Origin of the sequence: Corynebacterium sp. ES2775-CONJ (assembly GCF_024814515.1) — a bacterium.
In the GTDB taxonomy this organism is placed as follows: Bacteria; Actinomycetota; Actinomycetes; order Mycobacteriales; family Mycobacteriaceae; genus Corynebacterium.
The window spans coordinates 200,986-226,191 of the sequence record NZ_JANUXT010000005.1 but is presented as its reverse complement, the minus strand read 5'-3'; the positions used below and the strand labels follow the sequence as shown (position 1 = coordinate 226,191).

The 25,206-nt window shown below is 53.4% G+C and carries 23 protein-coding genes; 11 read left to right on the top strand and 12 right to left on the bottom strand.

Annotation, left to right across the window (positions count from 1 at the left end):
• Positions 1-34: 34 nt before the first annotated feature.
• The 7 genes from NXT01_RS07860 to NXT01_RS07830 form a co-directional block, all read right to left on the bottom strand.
• A complete protein-coding gene (locus NXT01_RS07860) occupies positions 35-1,783 on the bottom strand; it encodes a glycoside hydrolase family 15 protein (RefSeq protein WP_259079607.1) in 1,749 nt (582 codons plus the stop codon).
• Positions 1,784-2,308: 525 nt separating this feature from the next.
• Positions 2,309-2,761, bottom strand: a complete 453-nt coding sequence (rplI, locus tag NXT01_RS07855) for a 50S ribosomal protein L9 (RefSeq protein WP_259079606.1) — start codon at positions 2,759-2,761, stop codon at positions 2,309-2,311.
• A 107-nt stretch (positions 2,762-2,868) separates the two neighbouring features.
• Positions 2,869-3,438, bottom strand: a complete 570-nt coding sequence (locus NXT01_RS07850) for a single-stranded DNA-binding protein (RefSeq protein ID WP_259079601.1) — start codon at positions 3,436-3,438, stop codon at positions 2,869-2,871.
• 167 nt (positions 3,439-3,605) lie between these two features.
• The gene (gene rpsF, locus NXT01_RS07845) at positions 3,606-3,893 is read right to left on the bottom strand and encodes a 30S ribosomal protein S6 (protein WP_259079599.1); all 288 of its coding nucleotides are present in this window, start codon (positions 3,891-3,893) and stop codon (positions 3,606-3,608) included.
• A gap of 150 nt (positions 3,894-4,043) precedes the next feature.
• Positions 4,044-4,223, bottom strand: a complete 180-nt coding sequence (locus NXT01_RS07840) for a hypothetical protein (protein WP_259079668.1) — start codon at positions 4,221-4,223, stop codon at positions 4,044-4,046.
• 84 nt (positions 4,224-4,307) lie between these two features.
• Positions 4,308-6,455: a transglycosylase domain-containing protein gene (locus tag NXT01_RS07835; protein ID WP_396124765.1), complete on the bottom strand. Its 2,148-nt coding sequence runs from the start codon at positions 6,453-6,455 to the stop codon at positions 4,308-4,310.
• A gap of 89 nt (positions 6,456-6,544) precedes the next feature.
• Positions 6,545-6,904 (bottom strand): DUF5318 domain-containing protein, encoded by a 360-nt coding sequence (locus NXT01_RS07830; protein ID WP_259079592.1) that lies wholly within the window; start codon positions 6,902-6,904, stop codon positions 6,545-6,547.
• 218 nt (positions 6,905-7,122) lie between these two features.
• Between NXT01_RS07830 and NXT01_RS07825 the strand changes: the two genes are divergently transcribed.
• The 3 genes from NXT01_RS07825 to NXT01_RS07815 all read left to right on the top strand — a co-directional run bounded on the left by NXT01_RS07825 (position 7,123) and on the right by NXT01_RS07815 (position 8,807).
• Positions 7,123-7,587 (top strand): MarR family winged helix-turn-helix transcriptional regulator, encoded by a 465-nt coding sequence (locus tag NXT01_RS07825; protein WP_259079590.1) that lies wholly within the window; start codon positions 7,123-7,125, stop codon positions 7,585-7,587.
• An 86-nt stretch (positions 7,588-7,673) separates the two neighbouring features.
• Entirely contained in the window at positions 7,674-8,342 is a 669-nt protein-coding gene (locus tag NXT01_RS07820; RefSeq protein WP_259079583.1) for an SDR family oxidoreductase, read from the top strand.
• Positions 8,343-8,345: 3 nt separating this feature from the next.
• Positions 8,346-8,807, top strand: a complete 462-nt coding sequence (locus tag NXT01_RS07815) for a hypothetical protein (RefSeq protein WP_259079581.1) — start codon at positions 8,346-8,348, stop codon at positions 8,805-8,807.
• A gap of 71 nt (positions 8,808-8,878) precedes the next feature.
• Here NXT01_RS07815 and NXT01_RS07810 read toward each other — a convergent pair whose 3' ends face one another.
• The gene (locus NXT01_RS07810; protein ID WP_259079579.1) at positions 8,879-9,811 is read right to left on the bottom strand and encodes a rhodanese-related sulfurtransferase; all 933 of its coding nucleotides are present in this window, start codon (positions 9,809-9,811) and stop codon (positions 8,879-8,881) included.
• 77 nt (positions 9,812-9,888) lie between these two features.
• Between NXT01_RS07810 and NXT01_RS07805 the strand changes: the two genes are divergently transcribed.
• Positions 9,889-11,346, top strand: a complete 1,458-nt coding sequence (locus NXT01_RS07805) for a bifunctional ADP-dependent NAD(P)H-hydrate dehydratase/NAD(P)H-hydrate epimerase (RefSeq protein WP_259079577.1) — start codon at positions 9,889-9,891, stop codon at positions 11,344-11,346.
• Positions 11,343-11,543, top strand: coding sequence for a hypothetical protein (locus tag NXT01_RS07800; protein WP_259079576.1), 201 nt, complete (start codon positions 11,343-11,345; stop codon positions 11,541-11,543). The genes NXT01_RS07805 and NXT01_RS07800 overlap by 4 nt, the downstream gene beginning before the upstream one ends.
• A gap of 1 nt (position 11,544) precedes the next feature.
• Here the strand turns inward: NXT01_RS07800 and NXT01_RS07795 are convergent, their stop codons facing one another.
• The 3 genes from NXT01_RS07795 to NXT01_RS07785 all read right to left on the bottom strand — a co-directional run bounded on the left by NXT01_RS07795 (position 11,545) and on the right by NXT01_RS07785 (position 16,422).
• A complete protein-coding gene (locus NXT01_RS07795; protein ID WP_259079574.1) occupies positions 11,545-11,940 on the bottom strand; it encodes a DUF2752 domain-containing protein in 396 nt (131 codons plus the stop codon).
• 3 nt (positions 11,941-11,943) lie between these two features.
• Positions 11,944-14,796, bottom strand: coding sequence for a leucine--tRNA ligase (gene leuS, locus NXT01_RS07790; RefSeq protein WP_259079569.1), 2,853 nt, complete (start codon positions 14,794-14,796; stop codon positions 11,944-11,946).
• Between the two features lie 606 nt (positions 14,797-15,402).
• On the bottom strand, positions 15,403-16,422 hold the full coding sequence (locus NXT01_RS07785; protein WP_259079561.1) for an HtaA protein: 1,020 nt from the start codon (positions 16,420-16,422) through the stop codon (positions 15,403-15,405).
• Positions 16,423-16,869: 447 nt separating this feature from the next.
• On the opposite strand from NXT01_RS07785, the gene NXT01_RS07780 reads away from it, so the two are divergent.
• From NXT01_RS07780 to trpA, 6 genes are read left to right on the top strand one after another with little or no spacing between them, the layout of a single operon-like run.
• Complete coding sequence (locus NXT01_RS07780; RefSeq protein WP_259079560.1) at positions 16,870-18,435, top strand: anthranilate synthase component 1; 1,566 nt, start codon at positions 16,870-16,872, stop codon at positions 18,433-18,435.
• Entirely contained in the window at positions 18,432-19,058 is a 627-nt protein-coding gene (locus tag NXT01_RS07775; protein WP_259079555.1) for a glutamine amidotransferase-related protein, read from the top strand. The genes NXT01_RS07780 and NXT01_RS07775 overlap by 4 nt, the downstream gene beginning before the upstream one ends.
• Positions 19,059-19,074: 16 nt before the next feature.
• Positions 19,075-20,097: an anthranilate phosphoribosyltransferase gene (gene trpD / locus NXT01_RS07770; protein ID WP_259079549.1), complete on the top strand. Its 1,023-nt coding sequence runs from the start codon at positions 19,075-19,077 to the stop codon at positions 20,095-20,097.
• Positions 20,087-21,514 carry a bifunctional indole-3-glycerol-phosphate synthase TrpC/phosphoribosylanthranilate isomerase TrpF gene (trpCF, locus tag NXT01_RS07765; protein ID WP_259079542.1) on the top strand — a complete coding sequence of 476 codons (1,428 nt, stop codon included), beginning with the start codon at positions 20,087-20,089 and terminating at the stop codon, positions 21,512-21,514. The genes trpD and trpCF overlap by 11 nt, the downstream gene beginning before the upstream one ends.
• A gap of 29 nt (positions 21,515-21,543) precedes the next feature.
• Complete coding sequence (gene trpB, locus NXT01_RS07760) at positions 21,544-22,782, top strand: tryptophan synthase subunit beta (RefSeq protein WP_259079533.1); 1,239 nt, start codon at positions 21,544-21,546, stop codon at positions 22,780-22,782.
• A complete protein-coding gene (gene trpA, locus NXT01_RS07755) occupies positions 22,779-23,585 on the top strand; it encodes a tryptophan synthase subunit alpha (protein WP_259079527.1) in 807 nt (268 codons plus the stop codon). The genes trpB and trpA overlap by 4 nt, the downstream gene beginning before the upstream one ends.
• A 65-nt stretch (positions 23,586-23,650) precedes the next feature.
• Here trpA and NXT01_RS07750 read toward each other — a convergent pair whose 3' ends face one another.
• Positions 23,651-25,144: a DUF1846 domain-containing protein gene (locus NXT01_RS07750; RefSeq protein WP_259079518.1), complete on the bottom strand. Its 1,494-nt coding sequence runs from the start codon at positions 25,142-25,144 to the stop codon at positions 23,651-23,653.
• Positions 25,145-25,206 lie beyond the last annotated feature (62 nt).

Sequence of the window (25,206 nt, the reverse complement as noted above, 5' to 3'; positions counted from 1 at the left end):
CTCTCTGCCACCGTGGTCTGTCTACCATTATCGCCTACGCATGAGCGACGCTAAAAACGGTGCGCTTCTTAGATATCGGATCTAACAGTGCACCGGCTGCACCGATCACTCCCACATGCGAGAATCCCTGCGGGAAATTCCCCCATAGTCTGTGGTTGTGCGCATCGTATTCCTCCGCTAGCAACCCCACATCATTGGCTGCCTGAAGAAGCGATGAGAACAATTTGTGTGCTTGCGACATCTCACCGGTACGCGCATAGTATTCCACCAGCCAAAAATTACAGATGAGAAAGGGAAATTCCCCTCCCTCCACGCCGTCGATCCCGGATTCGGTAGCGTAGCGGTAGATCAAGCCAGAGGGGCTGGCTAGCGTCTCCGTGATGCGCTCAACGGTGCGCGCCAATAACGGATCGGCCCAGGAGATTAATCCCGAGTAGGGGAGTTGCAGAAGGGCTGCGTCAACATGTGGGGAATCATAGGTTTGGCAAAAATATTGACCCTCAGGCTCGATTCCGTTCTGAAAAATCTCTTGTCGAATATCCATCGCGGTGTGGTGCCAGAGTGAGCGCGTCTGGGTATCTACTTTATGGCTGTGTGCTTGGTGGAGCATCGCTCGCAGGCCTCCGTAGATCATGGCCCTCGAATGCGTGAAATGGTGAAGATCTCCGCGCATTTCCCAAATTCCGCGATCCTTGTCCGCTATCCGCTCAATCATGGCATCCGTAATGATCAGCTGTGCCTGCCATGATTCGTAAGTATCGGGGTAGCCTCGATCCCGCAATTCCTGGCAAGCGATAAGCACTTCACCGGCCACGTCGGCCTGGAATTGCTCGCTAGCACCGTTGCCGATGCGCACCGGCAGAGAGGATCGATACCCCGGTAGATGGGGCAATTCCTGTTCCAGCAGATCAGTGCTACCATCAGCGCGGTACATGATTTTATAATCGCGTACAACTAATGCAACCCATTGTCTCCACCGATCAATATATGAGATCGGATTGGGGCTGACACCCAAACTATATGCTCGCGCTAGAGCTTGGATGCTAAAGGCGCTATCGCGCAACCAAGCATAGCGATAATCCCAGTTTCTGCTCCCGCCTGGCCTCTCAGGTAAAGAGGTTGTGGGTGCAGCAATAACGGCTCCTGATGGATGGCACAATTGTCGTAGTACTTGAGCACTGCGCGAGGCCGCTCGCAGTATTTCATTCGATTCTTCTAGCGAATGCGTTTGTAGGGCATAGGCTGGGTGGGGGAGGACGTAGGGCCACGTCAAACGCACCCGAAAGATATCACCCTGCCTAATAGTTGGTGGAATGTCCGGACTATCGATACTGAGATCAACTCCATGGCACTGGTGAGTACTGATGCTTGGAGAATTATATTCAACCGCTGAGCGTCCATATTCGACTCCGATAATTAGCTCGTGATTGATATCGGCTTGACCGCGTATCCCTCGAATTTCACGATCAAAGATAACAGTTCCGTGTTCAATATTAAGGGTATCTGTGCGGCTAAACTCCGCTACAGCGGTACTGTAGACGCTCGTGAGTTGTCTTCCGTCGTAATGATATTCGCGGTGACAGTGCCAATCCTTGGGATTGTGTGGCCCCAAAAACCACCGACCATGGCGCTCATCGCCAAGTACGGCGGCGAAAATTGATGGAGAATCAACCTGAGGTAAGCATAACCAGTCCACACTGCCATGGCGTGATATGAGAGCGAGTTGACCGTTAGCGCCGAGCAGAGCGTACTCAGAGATGGCGGGCGGGAGGTAATGAGGCATGAGACCCCTTCGGCATTCCGTGATTGTGTGATTCTGTGATTCCGTGAATCCAGGCTCGGAGGTAGTTGGTATATCCCTTAAAACAGTAGCTAAAAGGGGGTGGCAGGGAGATGGATTTAGCCAGCGAATATAGCGGACCTGCATACCGGAGATCAATAGTTATCCACAGGGGGTGTTGATAAGTTGACCGGAGTTGTGGATAGCGCCTCGAAGACGCAGGTGCGAGTGTGGATAAGCGTGTGCGGATGCCCGTTTTGCCTTCTCCATACAAGCAAAAGTCCAGTTCGGAGGCATTTTGTGGGTACCACTAGGCGCCCTACCCCTTTCAAGGGGAAGCATTTGACATCACGAACTTCTTGACAGCACCACAAGGCTTATGGGTTTGAGCTGGACGAAGTTATCCACACCTTGTACACAGGATAAAAATCATTCGAGGCATCCCCCGCTAAAGGGATGCCTCGAATGTGCTGTTGTCATTGGGAGAGCTTTTAAAAATTCAAGCCCACCGTCGCGGTTGCCTATTCTCTAGGCAGCTGCGACCTGAAAGTTCACGGTAGCTACAATCGTGGAGTGTAGCTTCACGTCTACCTGGTACGAACCAGTGGTCTTAACAAGACCTTTTGGCAGTACAATTGCACGCTTGTCCAGGTTAGGTCCGCCGGCTGCCTTCACAGCTGCGGCAATATCTTCAGCGCTAACAGAGCCGAAGATTTTACCCTTCTCAGAAGTGCGCACAGAAACGGTGACGCCTTCAAGCGCCTCCAGCTCTGCCTTCACTTCGCGAGCATGGTCGAAGTCGCGAATCTCGCGAGCTTGTTGGGCACGTTTGATGCCCTCAATCTGCTTCTCTGCGCCGCGGGTGGCAACAATGGCCAGGCCGCGGGGAAGCAGCAAATTACGTCCGTAGCCGTCTTTAACCTCGACGATGTCGCCTGCGACACCGAGGTTCTCGACAGCGGCGGTGAGGATCAGTCTCATGATCCCTGCCTTTCGTGGTTTTCATATCTTCCCAGTTGAAGGGGAAGAAAAGGGTGATATCTGTGATGTGCTTACGGGTTCTGCGTTCTCTGCTGATCCGGCTAGGATCAGAAGGGAGGCTCTTCGTCGCCACCAAATCCGCCAGCTGCGGGGGCCGAACCCCAGGGGTCATTGCTCGGGGCCTCAGAACGGCCGCCGAAACTGCCTGATCCGCTATCGCTATAGCCACCGGATCGTCCTTGCGGAGCCGATCCCGTCTGGGGGCGGGAACCGTAGTTACCGCCGCCACCATAATTGCCGCCACCTTCACGAGGGTTGCGGACAATATCGGCAGTAGCATAGCGCAAAGATGGGCCTACTTCATCTACTTCGAGCTCCATAACGGTGCGTTTCTCACCCTCGCGGGTTTCGTAGGAACGCTGCCTGAGCCGACCGGTTACGATAACCCGCATACCCTTCTTGAGGGATTCTGCGACGTTTTCAGCGGCTTGGCGCCAGATATTGCAAGACAAAAACAGTGCCTCGCCGTCTACCCACTGGCCCGATTGGGAATCGTACCGGCGCGGGGTGGAGGCAACCCTAAAGGTTGCTACCGCTGCGCCCTGCTGGGTAAAACGGAGTTCGGGGTCGGCGACAATATTGCCGACAATCGTCATAGTGACGTCACCTTGTGCCATGATCGTGCCTCTCTTATCTGCGTAATGTAGATCGAATAGATGCTGCTAGGGATAAATGAGTAGATGGGAGCGAGAAGAATCGCTGTCCTAGTATTCCACCATTGCGGGGCGTTGAGCGCGAGGGCTCGTATAAGGATTGCCCGAATACTGTGGATTTTAGTAGGGACTTATTTATCTCCGCGCAGGACCTTGGTACGCAGAATGCTATCGCTCAGATTCAGCCTACGGTCAAGCTCTTGGACGGTAGCAGATTCGCAGTGAAGATTGACGACGGCATAAATGCCTTCCTCATTCTTCTCAATTGGGTAGGCCAAGCGGCGCTTACCCCAGATGTCAACCTTTTCCACGGTGCCGTTTTCCTTGCGGACAACCTCAAGGAATTTGTCTAGGGACGGGGCAACGGTGCGTTCATCCTGGGATGGTTCCAGAATGATCATAATTTCGTAGTGACGCACGGACCTCATCACCTCCTATGGTCTTAATAGTATTTTGAGTCGGCCGCACCCTGGGTGGGTGTGGCAGGAGGGTCTTGTTGCGTCAGCAACCTTTCTAAAATATCGCATTCCGTGCCGAAAGTCGATTCTTTTTCTAGTTGGGCCTGCCGGTTAGAGCGAGACCGCCACTCCTATGATGACAGGAATTACTGTGATAAATACCAGTGCGATGCTAAAGAGACTCCAGGTGAGCTGAGGTTTTTTGTCATAGTAGTGAGAGAGAAAAGAGCCGGTGAAAAGTGCAAAGCCCACCATCACGCTTATAATCGCCACCAAAGTATGTGCTGCCACCGCGGTCCTTTCTGTTCGTGTCCCTAATGTACCTTGCAACATAAAGAAAATCACCACCGCTCGTATAGGCGGTGGTGATGGTTGCTACTGGCCAAATAATTCGGCCGGGAGGTTGATACCCGGGAAAACCTCAACATACTCAGGTTCCGCTGGAGCAGGAGCGGGAGCAGGAGGGGCTACGGGTGGTGCTTCCTCCACAGCCTCAGGGGTTTGAGCGGCAGGCGCCTGCGGACTCTGATAGTAGAACTGTCCACTACTATTGGTCCCCATATCTCCGACAAAGTCGGTACGTCTTATTTGCCCGAGCGGCTCAGCAGCGGGGAATTCTTCAACGGCGCGCCCGGCTAGTGCACCATCAAGAACTCCCTTCCAGATAGTCGTGGGCAGGTTGGCGCCATAGATGGAGCCGCCTCCGGCATTGAGGATAGCCGAGGAATCATCCGTGCCCACCCATACGGCAGTGGCCAGCTGTGGGGTGGCACCGACCATCCACGCGTCCTTATTGAGCCCGGTATCACCGAGCTGCTGGGTGCCAGTCTTGGCAGCAGACTGGCGGCCATCGTTGAGGACATTGTAGTTCGACCAAGCTGCGATCGGGAGCATAGCATCGATGGTATTGGAGGCTACGTTGCGTGCTACTCGGCGCTCTCCTTCACCTACTTCGTGCTGGTAGAGAACTTCACCGTCGCCCGTCTCCACTCGCTCGACGAAGTACACCTCGTGCCAAATGCCCATATTGGCCAAGGTTGCTACGGCGTGCGCCATATCGAGAGGTCGGGAGCTATATTGTCCCAAAATTACGCCCTCATAGGGCTGTCCACCATTTTCAGTTAGTGTTTCCTCTGTTCCGGTAAACGATCGCGCAACTCCAAGAGCGTGCGCCATATCCGCCACATCTTGGGTGTTATTATCGAGCGATTTTTGCACCCGAAGGAAGGGAGTGTTCAAAGACTGCTTCAACGCCTCTTTCATGGTGCAGGCGCCACCACACCCTCCGCCTTGAACTTGGGCGTTATTGCCCAGGGTGAAGGGGGCGGTGGAGTAGAGGCGGTTCGGGGAGACACCCTGTTGGAGGGCCGCGGCATAGCCGAAGATCTTAAAGGTCGAGCCGGTCTGATAGCCGGCATTGGCATAGTCCCAACCATTGGGATCCTCGCCGCCATAATAGGCTCGCACTGCACCGGTAGCTGGTTCCACCGATACGGCAGCGGTTCTTAAATTCTCTGGCTGGCCCTCCAGGTTAGAGCGCACAGTGTTCACGGTAGCCTGCTGAGCCTGGGTATCAATGGTGGTGATGATGCGCAGACCTCGGGTTTCCACATCCTCCTGGCTGATACCGTGGGCAGCTAATTCTGCCATGGCCTGGTTTTTGATGTGGCCGTTCGTGCCTTCCGCCTCGGTATAGGCCTGATTGAAGGCCGGATCGATGGTCTCTGGATAGACCGCCGCTGCACGCTCATCGGGGTTGAGCCATCCCTCGTCCACCATGCCATCGAGCACATAATTCCAGCGGGTTTCCGCCTCTGCGCGGTTCTTCCATGGGTCTAATTCGGATGGGCGCTGGATAGACGCGGCAAGAACCGCGGCCTGTTCCGCACTCAGATCCCCAGCAGTGGTACCAAAATAGGCATGGGCGGCCGCTTCGATTCCATAGGCATTACGGCCGAAATAAATGGTGTTGAGATACGCTTCGAGCACTTGATTCTTGTCCCACTCATTGGCCATCTTGACCGAGTACACCAATTCCCGCGCTTTGCGCTTATAGGAGTAGTCATTGCCTACCACCATATTTTTTACATATTGCTGGGTAATGGTGGAGCCGCCGCCGGCGGAGCTGTTTCCGGTGAGCTGGCCTATAGCGGCGCGCGCAAAACCAGTAAAGGAAAAACCGTTATTTTCGTAGAAATCACGATCCTCCGCCGCCAGGACGGCATCTCGCACTTGCGGAGGAATACGATCGAGACTTATCTCCTCGCGATTTCCTTCCGCTGGAACAATGCGGGCTAGTTCCGTCTTGCTATCGGCGGCATAAATGCGAGAGACCTGTTTGGTTACTAGTTCCCCAGGTTGCGGTACCTCGATGGAGATATAGGCCACCATAAAGATTAGAAAGGGCACCGCAATAAGCGTGGTGAGCGCAACCGCGAGGCCGGAGAAGATCCACTTCGATTTCTTTCCTGCATTTTTCTTCGGTTTCGCCGCGTCAGCGCGACCTTTTTTCTTATCAACCACGTGAAAAGCTCTCTCTCAAGTTTTTCCGTCCCAGATCTTTTCTTTTATCTTGGTCTATCTATGTCTGGGATGCCCAATCGGATGAGTTCTTAGGGCCCAATATGTGCCGCTGCGAGTAGATGATTCCACTGGCAGTTGGGACATACCTCTACTTTATGAATAGTAAACTCTCGTCCTTGCTGTGTAAATTGCTCAATCTCCGCTAACGATCTGGCACTTCCAGAGGCTCGGCCTAATTGTTCGCCGTAGACCCACAGCACTTCGCGGAGGTCATCCTCCGAACAGATTGGACACGGATAAGGAGCGGGGGTCCCGTGATAGCGGGCAGCTGCCACAAGAAGAAAATCAGCCTCACAGACCATCGCCCGACTTACCTGCCCGGCGCGCCACTTATTGAGGAGGCGGCGACGAGCCAACCGGTGCGTGACTTGTCCTACAAATTCCACCATGCTCCCAGTTTAGCTATTTATGTTCGCTCTTAGGATTTTCTTAAGACAGCGACTTCTAACGATTTACCTGCCCACAGAAAGGCTGGAACTAGACTTATTGAGTAATCCGTCTTCCAGCGCGAAAGGTCTTTTTACAGATATAAATGTGATCAATTAATCAACGTTCATGCAGCTTAAACTCGAACTCAGGATGGGAAAATAGCTACAATTAGAAGATTATGAATGCTGAAACCGCCAGAGAACTAGCAATCCGCGTGCGCCCTGCACTGACGAAACTTTATGTGCTCTATTTCCGTAAGGCGCAGTCCTCCGACCTCACTGGTCCGCAGCTGACTATCTTGGCGCGACTAGCCGAAGAAGGTGCCTGCCGTATTAGCCATATTGCGAAGGCCGAGGGTATTCGGATGCCGACCGCCTCTAATGCCCTGCACCAATTGGAGGACCGGGGAATGGTTGAGCGGCTCCGCGAGGAAGCAGACAGGCGCGGGGTCAGGGTTCAGCTCACCGATTTCGGCCGCCGTGAGCTGACGAGGGTGGGGGAGGAGCGTATCGGTCACCTCACGGATATGTTCACCTCTCTTCCGGAGGAAGATTATGACGACGCCGTGCGCCTCGCCTCTTTAATACAAGACCTCGCTGATTCCTACGGCGATATTGTAGAGAATGCCCGCGAGGTTGAGTGACCCTGTTCTGATACCCCCTATACCATCGACCACGTTGCCGGGTACGCTGGGATCTATATTCTGTCGATCCCAAGGAGCCTTGGTCTATGTCTCAGCAGTCCTTAGCAACCGCGCTTATAACGGGGGCGAGCCGCTCCGTAGGAAAGCGGCTTACTGAGCTATTGCTAGAGTCGGGCTACTATGTCTACGCCCAGCACCATCGCAGTATGATCCCCTTCGAGCATGAAAACCTCGAATGGTTCCAGTTAGATCTAGCCCACGGGGATATGGCAAAACTACCTGTCGTCGATCGACTTGACGCCCTTGTCCACTGCGCCGGCATCGCCACTCTCGGGCCCACAGCCACCCAGCCGCGCAGCGAATGGGAAGCCCATATGGACGTCAATCTTCTAGGCCCCTATGAATTAACTCAGCACTATCTACCGGCACTTGAACGCAGCAGTGGCCAGATGATCTATGTGAATTCTGGTGCGGGACTTAATACTCATGCACACTGGGGCGCTTATTCGGCTAGCAAATTCGCCGCCCGTGCATGGTGTGAGGCACTTAGACAAGAGCATAAGTCGATACGCATCAGTAGTGTTTACCCGGGCCGCATCGCCACCGATATGCAACGAGCTATCCGAGAGCAGGAGGGTGGACCGTATACTGAGAGTGAGTACTTATCGGTGGACACCGTTGCAGACACCCTGCTGAATATCCTCACCCTGCCTGCCGACGCCCACATTCCTGATCTCTCAATCCGTCCGAGGTAGGCCATGGACCATCCCGAAAATGACTTAAGTTCCGATGCCGATTACGCCAACCGCTTTAGACCCGGCGCGCACTCATTCGATGAATTAGCCGATGCCACTGATCCTTTAGCGGAAGCTCTACGTAACCGCACCTCAACGAGGCAGGCGATCTACTTTGCCCTACTCACTCCGCTTCTGACCGCACTCGTGGCATATATTTTGGCTTGGGTTGCGCGGTGGAGGGGCGGGCCGCTCTGTGATGGCGGCGAGGTTGTATGGATTTGTTCAAGGAACGCGGAGTTATGGTGGCCTGCACTGACGAGTGTCATACCAATAGTGGCGACTTTAGGGTGCGCGGTCATAATGTATCGGAAATATTTAGGGTATACCCGATGGCGCCCCTGGATGGGCACCTTCTGGTTTTTGGTACCGTTCTCAATGATCTGGATGGTCACCGTATTCCAGATGTCCATCGTGGGCCATTAGCTCCTTGACATCCATATACAGAAATCTCCAGCCCCCGCGCAGGTGAATGCTCGGGGGCTGGAGTGGTTTTTTTAGTGGGTACTCAGACTAGCGTGCCGAGCCACTTCAGCGCATTCGGGGCGCCCGCAGTGACGGGTTTCGAGGTTCTCGTAACAGTCTGGGCACATGAGAACGAGATCTCGACAATTGTCTTCGTTGATGCAGTGCTCAAATTTATTCGTGGGTGCACCGCACTTGCAGTGGCCAAGTTGGACAAAGCCGGGGTCTTTTACTCCGGCGCCAAATTCTAGGTGCATGCGCTGGTCAAAGACATAGAGAGAGCCTTCCCACAGTCCAGAGTTACCGAACTGCTCTCCATAGCGCACGATACCGCCGTCAATTTGATAGACCTCCTTAAATCCTCGGTTCTTCATGAGCGAGGAGAGGATTTCGCAACGGATTCCGCCAGTGCAATACGACACTACAGGTTTATCTTTCATCCAGTCGTATTTGCCAGATTCAAGCTCGCGGATGAAATCATGAGAGGTACGCACATCGGGGACAACGGCGTTTTTAAATTTGCCAATCTCGGCTTCCATGGCATTGCGGCCATCAAAGAAGACGACCTCCTCACCGCGCTCTTCCACCAGCTTATTGACATCCTCGGGTTTCAAGTGAATTCCACCGCCGACGACACCACGCTCATCGACTTTAAGTTCACCCGGTGCACCGAAGGCGACGATCTCATCGCGAACTTTAACGCTTAGCTTAGGGAAGTCATCGGCCCCTCCGTCGGACCATTTAAATTCAGTGCCCTTAAAGCCTGGGTACTCACGGAATTTTCGGACGTACCGTTTGCAAGCGGCCATATCGCCGCCGACAGTACCGTTGATGCCGTGTTCGGAGATGAGAATTCGACCTTTAAGGCCGAGCAATTCACACAGTTCACGCTGCCATAACATAACCGCCTTAGAGTCTTTAATGGGAGTGAACTTGTAGTACAGGAGAATTTTGCCAACGCTCATAATATAGTCAAGCCTAGTCGGCGATCTTGGTTCACACCTAACCCAATGAGGGTGATATATCCCGTACGCTTGAGGGTATGTTCACCGCTTATATGGCCACAACGATTCGCGAGGCTGAGAAGCCCCTTATTCATCCCGACGATCGGCTTATGCGTACTGCCGCTCACGCTGTGGCCGATCACATTGCTGCATGTGTTCGCGCCGATGCCACTATACTGATCTTGGCTGGCATAGGAGGCAACGGTGGTGATGGTCTCTATGCAGGGGTGGATCTCATTAAGCGTGGCTATGACAGAATTTGTGCATATATGCCAGATGAGGCCTACCTTCCGGCACTCACAGCCTTCACCGAGGCTGGGGGATCTATAATCGGCGATCTTGATAAGATCACTCCTGATCTTATTGTCGATGCCCTCGTGGGCCTCGGCTGCCATAGCGGAATTGATCCAAAGATAGACAATTTTATTGCGCACAATCAAAATGCGGTCATCGTGAGTGTGGATATTCCCAGTGGAATTGATGCCGATACGGGTGTCGCCTTCAGCCCACATATACGCGCAGATCACACGATCAGTTTTGGAGCGGCTCGGGGTGCCCATCTCATCAGTCCTCATTGTGGCACTATTTCCATTGCACCCATTGGAATTGAAGATCATCTCCACACTCCCTTGGGGTACCTGAGCCATAGCATCACCGCTGATGGGAAAATCGGAGTTCGAGGGGCAGACTTCGACGCCCACCGCGTCATCCCTGGACCACTCGATCACAAATACAGTGGGGGAGTAGTGGGGATTATTGCTGGTAGCCCCACCTATCCAGGTGCAGCGGTGCTGGCGACTACCGCCGGTGTGCAAGCCACCAGCTCCATGGTGCGCTATCTCGGACCATGCGCGAACGAAGTCATTGCTCTTAATCCTGAGGTAGTATGCCAAGACGGAGCGGTCGATGCCTGGGTGATCGGTCCAGGCGGAGCAGGAGCGGCCGATATCGAGAATATTCTTGGCTCTCCTTGCCCCGTCATCCTTGACGCTGGAGCATTGACCACGCTAGCGCAATCGGAGCTTTTGCGTAGTCAGCTGATCGCGCGCACAGATCCCACTGTTCTTACGCCACACCACGGAGAATTTGAGACTCTGGCGCGAAATTTCTGCACGGAATCACTAGCCACGGGCGGCTTAGGGGCCATTCAAGAGCTTGCGGATCATATGGGCCATACTCTTGTGGTGAAGGGGAGAAAAACAGTGATATGCACAGGCAGTAGGGACGCAGTGATAGCAATAGATTCGGGTCACTCGTGGCTAGCAACCCCGGGAACCGGTGACCTCTTGGCAGGGATGATGGGAGCGTGGGTAGCCCACCACCAGGCCCGTCAGCTCAATATCAATCTCGCTATACCACTCAGTGTCCATATCTTAAATATCGCAGGGTTCCTAGCGGCACAAACGACCTATGGGGCGGCACCAACGTCAGCGAGTGCGGTAGCACGAAAAATTCCTGAGGCTACAGCCGCGATCCTCTACACTAAAAAACTATGAGATTTGGAATGCGAAAACCCTCCCTCAAGAAATCCATCAAAGCGCGCACCACCGGCCGCGCTAAACGCGCTGTCAAGCGCACTCTTATCCCAGGTTATGGCCAACGCGGTATGGGCTTGGTCAAAGACCCCAAAAGGGCTGTGAAAAACGCTATCTATAAGCGCACCACATTCAGCCTCTGGGACCTTTTCCGCTGATTTATACCTGCAACTCAGGCACTACTAGGCGCAGTATAAACCACACCACAAAGCCACCGGCTAAAAGCCACCATACCCAGCGCTGTGAGGTCCATGTCGGTATTCTGAGCGCGAAGGTCTTCGCTAGCCAATAAAGCCAGGCCCACGCCGCGAGAACAAGCACCACAAGCCCATAAGCATTCATTGCTAGGGCCTTGGCGATATCGAGGTGGAGTACATAGTAGAGCATCCGGGTGCTACCGCAGATTGGACAATTAAATCCAAATAACGCCTTCGACGGGCACAGGGGGGCACGCGGTGCGGTGGGATCGATGACTACGAGCGCGATACATCCCATCACGCCTGCCCCCAGAACGAGGAGCGGACCTAGGGGGCGCTCCTCGAGGGGTAGAGACATGAGTTATTTCACCACAAGATTGACCATGCGACCGGGCACGACGATTTCCTTGATAATGTCCTTTCCAGCTATATGCTGGGCGATCGTCTCGTGGTTACGTGCGGCTGTAATGACAGCGTCCTGATCGGCGTCAGCCGCGACCATGATGCGGGCGCGTACCTTGCCGTTAATTTGCACCGGCAGTTCCACCTCGTCATCGCTGAGCCATTTCTCGTCATAGGATGGGAATGGTTCGAAGGCGATCGTAGAGTCGTGGCCGAGTCGCTGCCACAATTCTTCAGCGATATGCGGGGCTAATGGGGCAATCATAATAATCAAGGGTTCCACGGCCTGGCGGGGCACCGCTCCCTTATAATTCTTGGTGAGGAAGTTGACGTACTCGATCGACTTCGCCACCACCGTATTCAGGTGCAGGGCCTGATAGTCCTCAGTAATACCTGCGATCGTACGATGCAGAGTTTTGGTGGCTTCATCGGAAAGCGCCTCGGCGGTCACCGCGAGCTCGCCGGTATCCTCATGAACAACCAGGCGCCACAGGCGCTGCAAGAACCGCTGCGACCCCACAACATCCTTTGTTGCCCACGGACGGGAGGTATCCAGGGGGCCCATCGCCATCTCATACACACGGAGAGTATCCGCGCCAAAATCATCGCAGATTTCATCAGGAGATACCGCATTCTTCAGCGATTTGCCCATTTTTCCGTATTCCTGATGAACCTTTTCTCCCTGGTAGAAGAATTCACCATCGCGCTCGATGACATCGGCAGCAGGCACGTAGACGCCGCGCGAATCGGTATAAGCAAATGCCTGAATATACCCTTGGTTGAAGAGACGACGATAGGGCTCAAAGGAACTGACATACCCTAAGTCAAAGAGAACTTTGTGCCAAAAGCGAGCATAAAGCAAATGGAGGACCGCGTGCTCCACGCCGCCTACATAAAGGTCAACGCCGCCACAATCGCCCTCCCACTGCGGGCCGGTCCAGTATTTCTCATTCTCAGGATCGCAGAATGCCTGATCATTCTTAGGATCGATATAGCGCAATTGGTACCACGAGGAACCTGCCCATTGCGGCATCACATTGGTATCACGGCGATAAGTTTGAAGGCCATCGCCTAGATCGAGCTCCACATTCACCCAGTCCTCTGCCTTCGCGAGCGGTGGCTGAGGGGCAGAATCGGCATCGCTCGGGTCAAAGGTCGCGGGCTTATAATCCTGAACCTCGGGCAAGACTACCGGTAGCTGGGATTCTTCTAAGCCGTGGGGGATACCGTCAGAGTCATAGACAATGGGAAAAGGCTCGCCCCAGTAGCGCTGCCTGGCAAAGAGCCAATCTCGCAGCTTATACTGCACCTTAACCTCGCCGATGCCCTCAGCCATCAACCAATCAGTGGCTTTTTTAATAGCCGCATCCTTGCCCAGGCCATTGAGATCCAAGCCGCGTTGATTAGCCGAATTGATATGTGGGGCATCGGAGGTAAAAGCCTCGGTGGAAATATCGCCGTCGAGCACAGGCACGATATCAAGACCGAAAGCGCGGGCGAATTCATAATCCCTTATATCGTGCGCAGGAACTGCCATAATCGCACCCGTACCGTAGCCGGTGAGTACATAGTCAGCGATGAAGACGGGGATATCGGCGCCGTTGACCGGGTTAGTGGCATAGACACCGAGGAAAACGCCCGTTTTCTCCTTATTTTCTTGGCGCTCTACATCCGATTTTGCGGCAATATCAGCGCGATACGCAGCGACGGCTGCAGCGGGATCATCAGTTCCATAGGTCCAGCGCTCATCAACGCCTTCATAGCTTGGGTTCCCAGTTGCGAGCAACGTGTCAACGAGCTCGTGCTCGGGAGCAAGAACCATATAGGTAGCACCAAAAAGGGTGTCGGGGCGGGTGGTGAATACGCGAATCTTATGATTATGGCTTGTAAAATCGAGCTCTGCCCCGCGAGAACGTCCGATCCAATTGCGCTGCATGCTCTTGACCTTCTCAGGCCAATCAAGCAGCTCTAAATCATCGATAAGGCGATCAGAATAGGCGGTGATACGCATCATCCACTGCACCAATTTCTTGCGGAAAACTGGGAAGTTACCGCGTTCGGATTTGCCCTCCGCGGTGACTTCCTCATTTGCCAAAACAGTGCCCAGCCCGGGGCACCAGTTGACCATCGAATGTGACTGATAAACGAGGCGGTATTCGTCGATGACGTCGGCCTGTTGGATTCGGTCGAGTGCTGTGTAATCGTGGGTGTGAAATTCCTCAGCCAAATGCGCTGGAATCTCTCGTTGGCCGGATTCTAGTAGGGGGATCAGTTCCGCTATGCGGCGAGCTTTATTTTCGTGGGGATCAAACCACGCATTGTAGATTTGGAGGAAGATCCACTGGGTCCACCGGTAGAAATCTTCATCGGTGGTGGCAATCGAGCGGCGCTTATCGTGACCTAATCCCAATCGATCAAGCTGACGTTGCATATTTGCAATCGACTCTTGGGTTTTTACTGCTGGGTGAGTTCCCGTTTGGATTGCATACTGTTCTGCCGGTAGACCGAAGGCATCATAACCGAGAGTATGGAGAACATTTTTGCCTTGCATCCGGTTAAAGCGGGCATAGACATCTGTTGCGATATATCCGAGAGGGTGGCCGACATGTAGGCCCACACCTGAAGGGAAGGGGAACATATCTTGAACGAAAAGCTTATCGGCTTTAAGTTCGCCCTCACCAGCCAAGGCACCCACGGGGTTCGCTGCGTTGAAGGTTCCATTCTCGCGCCAGTATTCTTGCCACTTCTTTTCAATGAGGCCAGCTAGTGCGGGGGAGTAGCGGTGTGCGGGAATCTCACTCGGATTAGTCATGTGTCATAGTCTAATACGGCAAGAGAATTCGGTGTTAGTACGTGTTAGTACTAATTCTCAGGCTTTTTCACCCGAATGGCAGTGGAGAAAGGTAGCGACTACTTCCCCGCATCGCGGGGATATCAGCAAATTTGGAACCTCACCGAGAGCTCACGCCTGTAGAGAGTGATAACTCCGTTTTACGGCGATCGACGCTGTGCATCTCACTCATCCACTCTGGCGGCCGAGGCCTCGACCACCTCATTTCTCCATCTCATGCCCGAAATTTATGCGCATATCATGATCAATCTGGGGCCTTTAGTTCAAGACCCCAGATTCGACCGGCAGAAGGGTGAGGTAGTCATAATATCTCTGGTACGAGTGCAATAACGCGTCCTTTGTCTACCATAAAGTTGAGATTTGAATTGAGTACAATCTAAATGGAGCTGATGCCTCAAAGCAAACCATGTTCATTTTAGCTAGATTTATCCTCACTGAATGCCACTGATATAACAGATGAGACAGCGCGAGGTCCCATATCCGCGGGCTAATGCTACCTCCTGCACTGACTCTCCACCGCACACGTGAAAAAACCGCTCAGTATCACTGTAGTAGAGCCCAAGCTCGCTAGGAAGCAAAAGTGAGGGTAGCTAAATCAATGATGCCGTGATGCAGTGTTTGCGTTCCGCTAGCTGCGTCGACATGTCCGATAACCGTCCGCTGCATGCTATCAGTGCCCAGATTGAGACCACGCGAAATCTCAGCACTCACGCTATATCCACCCTCGCGACGAGGATGAAGCCACGGATTGGCCACGGCTACTTCTAAAGTTGAGAATTTAGCCTTCAAGAGCACCACGCCCTTATAGCGAATAACCCCATCGGGCTGATCGGCCTCCTTTGTGTAGCTAACCTCATCGTCGGTGCGATCAGCGCCCTCGCGCGTACCGATTCCACCCCGAAGTGCGGAGGTGACTGCTTCCATGCCAGAGGCATCAACGAGCAAATCACGGGTCGGAATAGACGTGCGCGGCCCAGGGCTTGGATCGAATGGGATGGGGATAAAAAGTTCTTCGTCTGGATTTATACTTGCAGCAGCAGCATAGGTATAGACTCCGTACTGATCGCCGGCGGTAGTCGCTGGTGGGTCGACGACAATACGGGCAACAAAGCTGCCGTCATCGTGCATAGGCTGTGCCACTCGAGCAAGTACCCTGCGCATATCTACAGGGAAGTCCGGCACGGCCGCGAGACTAGATTCGGTGAGCATCCACGCCATACGATCATGGGGGTGCTGGCGCGCCGAACTTGGGGCTTTCTCGGACGGTTTCCAGTCGTTGGCCAATCCCGAATAAAGAACATAGACACCGTTAGGAACCCCAGGAGGAATGGGGAAAATAAAACCGCCGCGGTTGGCACCAGGGTCAAACCCGCTCCCATGAACATAAAGGATATCGCCGCGATGTACTGGCTTAGTGATGGGATTACCGTTCTCATCGGTCACTGAGATCGAAGGATGGGCCTGAATATCTGAGTGCGGAAAGACGTTGAGATCATCTGGAACCACAGGAAGAGCTGTGGCCGGTGCAGCTGTGTTGAGTGCTACCGAGAGGACACCCACGAGGGCATAAGTTATTAAACGTCGCATGAGCTCGAGGATAATCTATTGAGCTGTTAAATCCTAGAGATTTCAGTCACCGCGTGAGATGTCACTAGCTGTCACGGATCAAGCTCGTTACGTCAGTGTGACGAAAAAGGTTAAGGGTAAACTATAGGTCGTGGCATTATTCGAGTGGCTTCTCGCCAAACTTTTCAACCAATAAAACTACCCCTATTAAGGAAAAAGAATTGCCAAGAGCCCGGGGAGACATGTAGATTACGTGTTAATGAATACGATGAAGAATTTCTGGTGGCGCCCGTAGTCCGCGGGCTCTTCGTTGATTCTTTATTAAAAATATCGGCCCTCGGAACCAGCCATAGTGTTGTTGGTGGGGGTCTTTTTTGTACTCACTGCTAGCAGCATTACAGCGATTCCTATGAGTTCAAGAAAGTACCCCATGCACACTTATCTCAATCCCAAAAGCAAGTGCTCTGTATGATCAGCACCCACGTAGAGAAAGTCGAATACCGAGACGATGCCGCTGGACTCTTTCAGTTTCTGGGAGCCACCGTACGCGATGATTCCGTCCTCCTTGAAGGCGCAGATATCGCCTCGAAGAAGAAAACGACGTGTCTGGCCATCGTCAGAGGAGCTGCTCGCGTCACATGTTCTGGCCCTCGGGTGAGTATCGAGGCGTTATCCGATATAGGGTGCCATATTATTGACGATCTCGCTGTGCAATTATCAGACTATCGCTGTGAGCACTCATCGGATCTGCTAGTAGTAGAATTCCCCCCAAGCAATGAGATTGATGAGCGAGCTCGTCTTCTCGCCATCAATAATACCCACGTACTCAGACTGTTGGCCCTTCACGCCTCCTACTCGGGTCAGATCCTTCCATTTTTGGCTGGGGGATTTGCCTTCGATCTTTTAGAAACTTTTGAAGAGCTGCCACCGGTTGCTATGGGTCACAATAGCTACCCCGATTATCAATTCCTCGTAGCTGAAGAGATATTACGAATTAATCATCGCGAGCGCACCGCTGATATTGAGGTCCTTGGCTTAAGTGCGGAAGCCGCCACACAGCGTGCTTTGCAGCTGAAGGAACAGATTAGCCACGCACCGCAGCATTTTCCCTCGGATGTTCCCCCCGTCGGCGAAGAAGAACCGTTGCAAGCACGAGCTGATCTTAGTGACAGTGTCTTTTGTGCTCATATCGCACGGTTAAAGGAGGCAATTTATTCTGGGGATATTTATCAGGTTGTCCCGGCCCGCACATTTACTCTCGAATGCCCGGATGCTTTTGCAGCCTATAAAGTACTGCGGGAAACGAATCCGTCACCCTATATGTTTTATGTGCGCGGAAAAGAAAGTGCCGCGGGGGAGAGCTTTGAACTCTTTGGAGCGTCACCGGAATCTAATCTCACTTTCGATCACAGGAGCCGAGAGGTTCAGCTTTATCCCATCGCGGGCACGAGACCCCGAGGTCTCAATAGCGATGGCAGCATTAACGAGGAGCTAGATATACGCCAAGAATTAGTCATGCGCACCGACGCAAAAGAAATAGCTGAGCATATAATGCTCGTGGATCTCGCCCGCAATGACCTCGCCCGTGTGTCCATCCCCGCCACCCGCAGGGTAGACGAACTCTTGCACGTCGATCGGTATTCGCGAGTAATGCATTTGGTATCGCGAGTGACTGCAACGCTTCATCCTGAGGTCGATGCTTTAGATGCCTACCGAGCATGTATGAATATGGGAACACTCACAGGAGCGCCGAAACTGCGTGCGGTGTCCCTCTTGCGCGAAGTTGAGCAGCAGCGCCGTGGCTCCTATGGAGGTGCATTAGGGTATGTGCGCGGTGACGGCAGCTTGGATAGTTGTATTATTATTCGATCGGCTTTTGTCAAAGATGGCCAGGCGGCGGTACAGGCGGGTGCTGGGGTGGTTCGAGATTCCTCGCCTCAAGCCGAGGCTGACGAGACGGTGCACAAAGCATATGCGGTGCTGGATGCTATCGCACAAGCCGCAGGACGAAAGCTAGAGGTGGAACGTTCATGACCATCCGGATTGTTCTCATCGATAATCACGATTCTTTTGTCTATAACTTGGTCGACGCTCTCAGTGATTATGAATGCGTCGTCTTTCGCAATACGGTGCCGATTGAACAGGTCCTGCAAGCCCAACCCGATCTCATCTGTCTATCTCCAGGGCCTGGTTACCCAGCGCAGGCAGGCAAAATGATGGAGCTCATTGACAACTGTATCGGTCGCATTCCGATTCTTGGTATCTGCTTAGGATTCCAAGCGCTCGTGGAGCACTGTGGTGGCCGAATAGAACCCTGCGGTCCCGTCCATGGCACCACAGATCTGATGGAATTAAGCCCAGCAGGTGAAAAGAGCCCCCTCTTTCACGGTCTGGGCCTCGAGAGGATACCGGGAGTTCGCGGCGACAAAGTCACGGTTCCGGTAGCGCGCTATCACTCTCTCGGAGCGGTAACCGTACCCACAGGAATGGTATCTCTTGCTACTGCACCCTCGGATATTGGCCCTGTGGTCATGGCCGCTATCACTGAGGATCAGCGAGCTATCGGGGTGCAATTCCATCCCGAATCTATTCTCACTCCGCAAGGGCCTGAGATCATTGATCGCATGATCTCGCTCTTATGCCGATCATCGTCTTAACGAAGGATCTCAACTCATGACAACTATGCACGAAAGATTTGTCGCTTTTTTAGATAACCCAACCCCCTCTGTCCAGGAAGTGGCCGAGGTATTCGCCCCGTTAACGGTCGGGGAGTACGACGATATCCATATCGCAGCACTTCTTGCTACTATTCGGACGCGGGGTGAAACCTATGCGGATATCGCTGGAGTAGCTCGGGCCTTTTTAAAGGCAGCTCGCCCGATTCCTATTTCTGGCGAGGGTGTGCTGGATACCGCTGGTACTGGAGGCGACGGTCTCCATACCATCAATATCTCAACTGGAGCCTCATTGATCGCCGCCGCGGGTGGTGCGAAAGTGATTAAATGTGGGAATCGCTCCGTCAGCTCACAATCTGGATCGGCGGATGTCCTCGAAGCATTAGGTATCCCCCTCGATCTCGATCCTGAACGGGCCATACGTCAATTCGAATCCTCGGGCTTCACCTTCCTTTTTGCTCCCGCCTATCATCCAGCGGTGGCCCACGTTGTACCTGTACGCACCTCATTAAAAATTCCCACTATTTTCAATACCATTGGTCCGATTCTTTCTCCGGTACAACCCGAGTTCCAGCTCATGGGGATCGCTAATCCGGCTCTAGGGGATATGATCGCCCGAGTATTTCGAGATCTAGGTCGCAAGAAAGCTATGGTTGTCCACGGTGGGGGAATGGACGAAATTGCCCTACACGCGCCGACTACAATATGGGAGTTACTACCCGATGGCACAATCGACCATTATGAACTCTCACCAGAAGACCTGGGATTAACTCGCCGCCCCATTTCTGCGTTACGTGGGGGCGATGCCACTGCGAATGCTGCCTTCCTGCGCCAGGTATTCGCCGGACGCGGTAGCGCAGCACACCGAGATGCCCTGTGTGCATCAGCTGGTGCCATATTCTATCTCCACGGTCAGGCCCAAACTTTTAAGGAAGGCGTTCAGCGGGCTCAGGCGCTTCTCGATGATCAGGTCGTCGATCGCTGGTTGGACCTTCATGAGAGGGCAGATTATGGACGCTAAAATGCCCACTATCCTGGAAAATATTGTGCGTTCACGGCGCCATCAACTGGCTGATATTGCCTCCCGCATCCCAGGCATAGAAAATTCTTCACTGCCGCGTTCGCAGCGGAGTCTAGAGCTGAGTCTGAGCCAACCCGGCGCGCAGTTCATACTAGAGTGCAAGTCTTCTTCCCCTTCCTTGGGTCTTATTCGTTCTGAATATCGTCCGGGGGAGATCGCACGGGTTTACTCCCGGTATGCGGCTGCGATCTCGGTCTTATGCGAGCCGAGCTTCTTTGGCGGAGATTATGATCATCTCGCAACTGTCAGCGCGAGCACCCATCTTCCGGTCCTGTGTAAAGATTTTATTATCGACGAAATCCAGATAACAGCTGCGCGTTATTTCGGTGCGGATGCCGTCCTCTTAATGCTGAGCGTTCTAAGCGATGCCGAGTACCGTTTACTTGCTCGCCGAGCCACTGAGTTAGGAATGGATATTCTCACGGAGGTCGTCAACGCCGATGAGGCTAGGCGAGCCCTTCACCTAGGGGCTCGGATCATAGGGGTGAATCACCGCAACCTCCACGATCTTAGTATCGATCTCACCCGCTCTGCCCGCCTACGTGAAATCATTGGCGATCGCGCGGTGGTGGTTGCTGAGTCCGGAATTCGCGATCATCGAACAGTTCGCACCCTCGCCGCCCATTCCGACGCTTTCCTCGTGGGCTCTCAGCTGACCTCCCAAGAAGATATTGACCGAGCCTGCCGCTCCTTGATCTACGGCGACCATAAGGTATGCGGTCTGCGTTCACCTCAGGTAGCTGGGGTCGCCCGCGCCGCCGGGGCGAGGTACGGAGGTCTCATTGTTGCCCCCTCGAGTCCACGCAATGTTTCACGTGAAACATCGCAAAAAGTCATAACAAATGAACCTGGCCTTGACTATATCGCGGTCACGACCGATACCGAGAACTGGCCAGCCTTTGATAATGAGGGGTTTTACGCAATCCAACTTCACGCTCCTTATCAGGGTTCGCTGGAAAAAGAGGAGTCACTTGTTCAACGGGCCCGAGATCGCTATGGGGACGGGCTCTTTGTTTGGCGCGCCGTCTCTATGACCTCACCACAGGGACCACAACTAGCTCGCAATTTAGCGCCGCTCGTCGATCTTCTGGTCCTCGATGCGCATCACGGTGGCAGTGGCCTTAGCTTCGACTGGGCGCGAGTCCCCATCGATATAGCGCATCACTGTCTCCTGGCAGGCGGTATCTCTGCTGACCACCTCGATGATGCCCTCGCTGTGGGAACACGAGGTTTAGATTTCAATTCCGGACTCGAATACCCGCGCGGGAGCGCGTACCAGCACCATAAGAACGCTGCACTCATCAAGGATATCTTCACCTCTATCCGCCGCTATGCCAATCCCCTCAACCCTTTTTAAAAACCCAAAACCTACCCGAATGGACATCCATGACTATCCAAGCCTCACAGCTCCCAGCCTATTTCGGCGAATTTGGAGGACAGTTTGTCGCAGAATCCCTCATACCTGCCCTTGATCAGTTGGAGCAGGCTTTTATCCACGCCCAATCGGACCCCGATTTTCTCGCTGAATTTCAGCGCTATCTCAAAGACTATCTCGGTCGCCCCACTCCGTTGACCGAGTGCTCGAATCTTCCATTGACGGGGAAACAGTATGTCAGGATCTTCCTCAAAAGAGAGGATCTTCTCCATGGGGGAGCTCATAAAACAAATCAGGTAATCGGCCAGGCTCTCCTCGCAAAGCGCATGGGGAAAACGAGGATTATCGCCGAGACGGGTGCTGGCCAACACGGGACCGCAACGGCGCTCGCGTGTTCTCTGCTAGGTCTGGACTGCGTGATCTATATGGGTGCCCATGATATCGCCAGACAACAACCGAATGTTTACCGAATGGAGCTGATGGGGGCTCAAGTTATTCCGGTTCATTCTGGCTCTGGCACCCTCAAGGATGCCGTCAATGAAGCACTGCGAGATTGGACCGCTCACTTTTCCACTTCTCACTATCTTCTCGGTACAGCGGCCGGTCCACATCCTTTCCCGACTATTGTCAAGGAGTTCCACCGAGTGATTTCGCGCGAGGCCAAGGCTCAGATTATCGAGCGCATAGGAACGCTGCCAGATATGGTTGTTGCCTGCGTGGGTGGGGGATCGAATGCCATAGGCATCTTTGCTGATTTTATCGATGAGCCCTCCGTGGCTCTAGTCGGCGCCGAACCAGGGGGTAAAGGAATCGAGTCAGGACTTCATGGAGCCACCATCACCCACGGCTCTGAGGGAATTTTGCATGGAACGCATAGTTATTTGATGCGCGATGCTCATGGGCAGGTTTTAGAATCGTATTCCATCTCCGCTGGGCTTGATTACCCTGGTGTCGGTCCCGAACACGCCCATCTGGCCAAAACGGGGCGGGCCCAGTATATCCCTGTCACCGATGCTGAAGCTTTAGAAGCTTTCCAGTTACTCAGTCGCTATGAGGGGATCCTCCCGGCCTTGGAATCCAGCCATGCCATGGCTTATGCCCTGAAGGCTGCCGTGGAAGCGGAGAAGGAAAGGAAGTCGCTAACGATCGTGGTATGCCTATCTGGTCGCGGCGATAAAGATATTGATCATGTGCGCCGTATCCTCTCCGAGCATCCCGAATTATCGATCACAAAGGAGAAAATGTCATGAATCGCTACGAGGCCCTCTTTGAGCGATTGGGTTCCGAAGGTGCCTTCGTCCCTTTCTTTATGCTAGGCGACCCTGACCTTGAAACCTCACTCGATATTATCCGCACCGCTATTCGCCACGGTGCCGACGCTCTCGAACTCGGGGTACCTTTCTCTGATCCTGTCGCCGATGGTCCTACCATCGCCGCCGCACATCTGAGAGGCCTGAACGCCGGCGGCACCATTGAGGTATGTCTGAGCTTAATTCGCCGTATTCGCGAGGAGTTCCCCGATATCCCTATAGGAATGCTCGTCTATAGCAATGTGGCATTTAGCCGTGGTATTGACGCGTTCTATCAAGAATTTTCAGATGCTGGCGCTGATAGTATCCTTATGCCAGACCTTCCTGTTAGAGAATCTTTGCCCTTTGTGCGCGCAGCCCACGCAGCACATATCGCCCCCATCTTCATTGCTCCCGCTCAGGCCTCAGCGGCAACCCTTGCCGAGGTCGCTCAACTATCTCAAGGCTATATCTATGCCATCTCCCGTGATGGAGTCACGGGTACCGAGCGTACCGCCCAGATGACGGGCCTGAAGGAAGTTGTGGAAAATATCGCCCGTTTCAATGGCCCACCCGTACTCCTAGGATTTGGCATTTCAAAGCCGGAGCATGTGACGAATGCTCTGGCAGCTGGAGCTAGGGGAGCGATAACTGGTTCTGCCTTAAGTTCCATTATTGCTACCTATCAGGGTGATCAATCACGTGAGGATCTCCTTGCACAGTTAGGTAGCTATATCGCGAAGATGAAAGCTGCGACGATCTGACACTAAATGTTTCACGTGAAACATTGAAAACCCCATGGCCCTTCGGTGCGGGCCATGGGGTCCCATTAACGCTTTTGATATAAACTCTTGCGTTGAAATTGCGGATCGGAGGTTACCAAGATCCCTAAATTGCGGAAGATGCTCTCGTCAACGGAACCGAGAATCGTAGTGGTATGGACATCACATCCCTCTAAATGCTTGAGTTGATCGAGAGCGGCTTTCGCTTGCGTATCACTGCCAGCAGAAACAGATAGCGCGATCAGCACCTCATCTGTATGCAATCGAGGGTTGAGCGATCCTAAATGATCCGTTTTAAGAGACTGAATAGGCTCAATGGACTGCGGCGACAAAAGGTGCACCTCATCGTCGATCCCCGCCAAATACTTCAAGGCATTGAGAAGCATGGCAGCAGAGCAGCCCAACAGGGGAGACGTGGCCCCTGTAATAATGGTGCCATCGGCTAATTCGATCGCAGAACCTGGCTGACCGGTTGCGGCTGCTTTATCGCGCGCTGGTTGAACTACACGTCGATCCTCGACGCTGATACCCGCTTTAGCCATCACCACGGCGGCACGATCCGATTGGGTAGAATCCAGACCACCTCGGGCTTCGTCGACAAGCGTTTTGAAATAACGGCGGATAATCTCCTGATGAGAAGCCTCACGACACACCTCGTCGTCGGTAATACACAGACCGGCCATATTCACACCCATATCAGTTGGCGACTGATAAGGTTCGGCTCCTGTGAGACGTTTCAGGAGGGTTTTCAGCAATGGAAAAGCCTCGACATCGCGATTATAGTTCACGGTGTATTCCCCGTGGGCGGAAAGGTGGAAGTGATCGATGACATTCGCGTCATTGAGGTCTACCGTTGCAGCTTCATAGGCAAGGTTGACGGGGTGCTCGAGAGGGAGATTCCAGATAGGGAAGGTTTCAAATTTTGCGTAGCCGGCATTAATACCCAGGCGATGCTCGTGGTAAATCTGGGACAGGCAGGTAGCGAGCTTCCCGGAACCCGGTCCTGGCGCCGTCACAACAACGAGGTTTCTTGTCGTGGCGGCATATTCATTGCGGCCGAGCCCCTTCTCGGAGACGATAAGATCCATATCGGTGGGGTAGCCTGGAATGACACGGTGCTTGGCTACCTTGAGTCCCAAGCGCTCGAGGCGCTCTAAGAAAGAATGTGCAAGACGATTATCGTCTTCGAGTTGAGTCAGCACCACGTGCTCGACGAGGAAACCTCGATCCCGAAAGACATCCACGAGGCGGAGCACGTCGTCTTCATAAGTAATGCCAAGGTCGGCGCGAATCTTATGGCGCTCTAGATCCTTGGCATTGATACAAATAAGTATTTCGACGTCATCGCGAATCTCTTCAAGCATTGCGATCTTGTTATCGGGAGTGAATCCAGGGAGGACGCGTGAGGCGTGCATATCGTCGAAGAGCTTCCCGCCCATTTCGAGATAGAGTTTTCCGCCGATTTCTTCGCGACGAGCCTGAATATGTCGCGACTGCATTTCAATATATGCGCCACGGTCAAAACCAGTGTTTTTTGCCATGGACCTTTATTTAATCAGATTTACCCCATTTCTGTAAAGCAATAGAAAAATTGTTGAGGCCG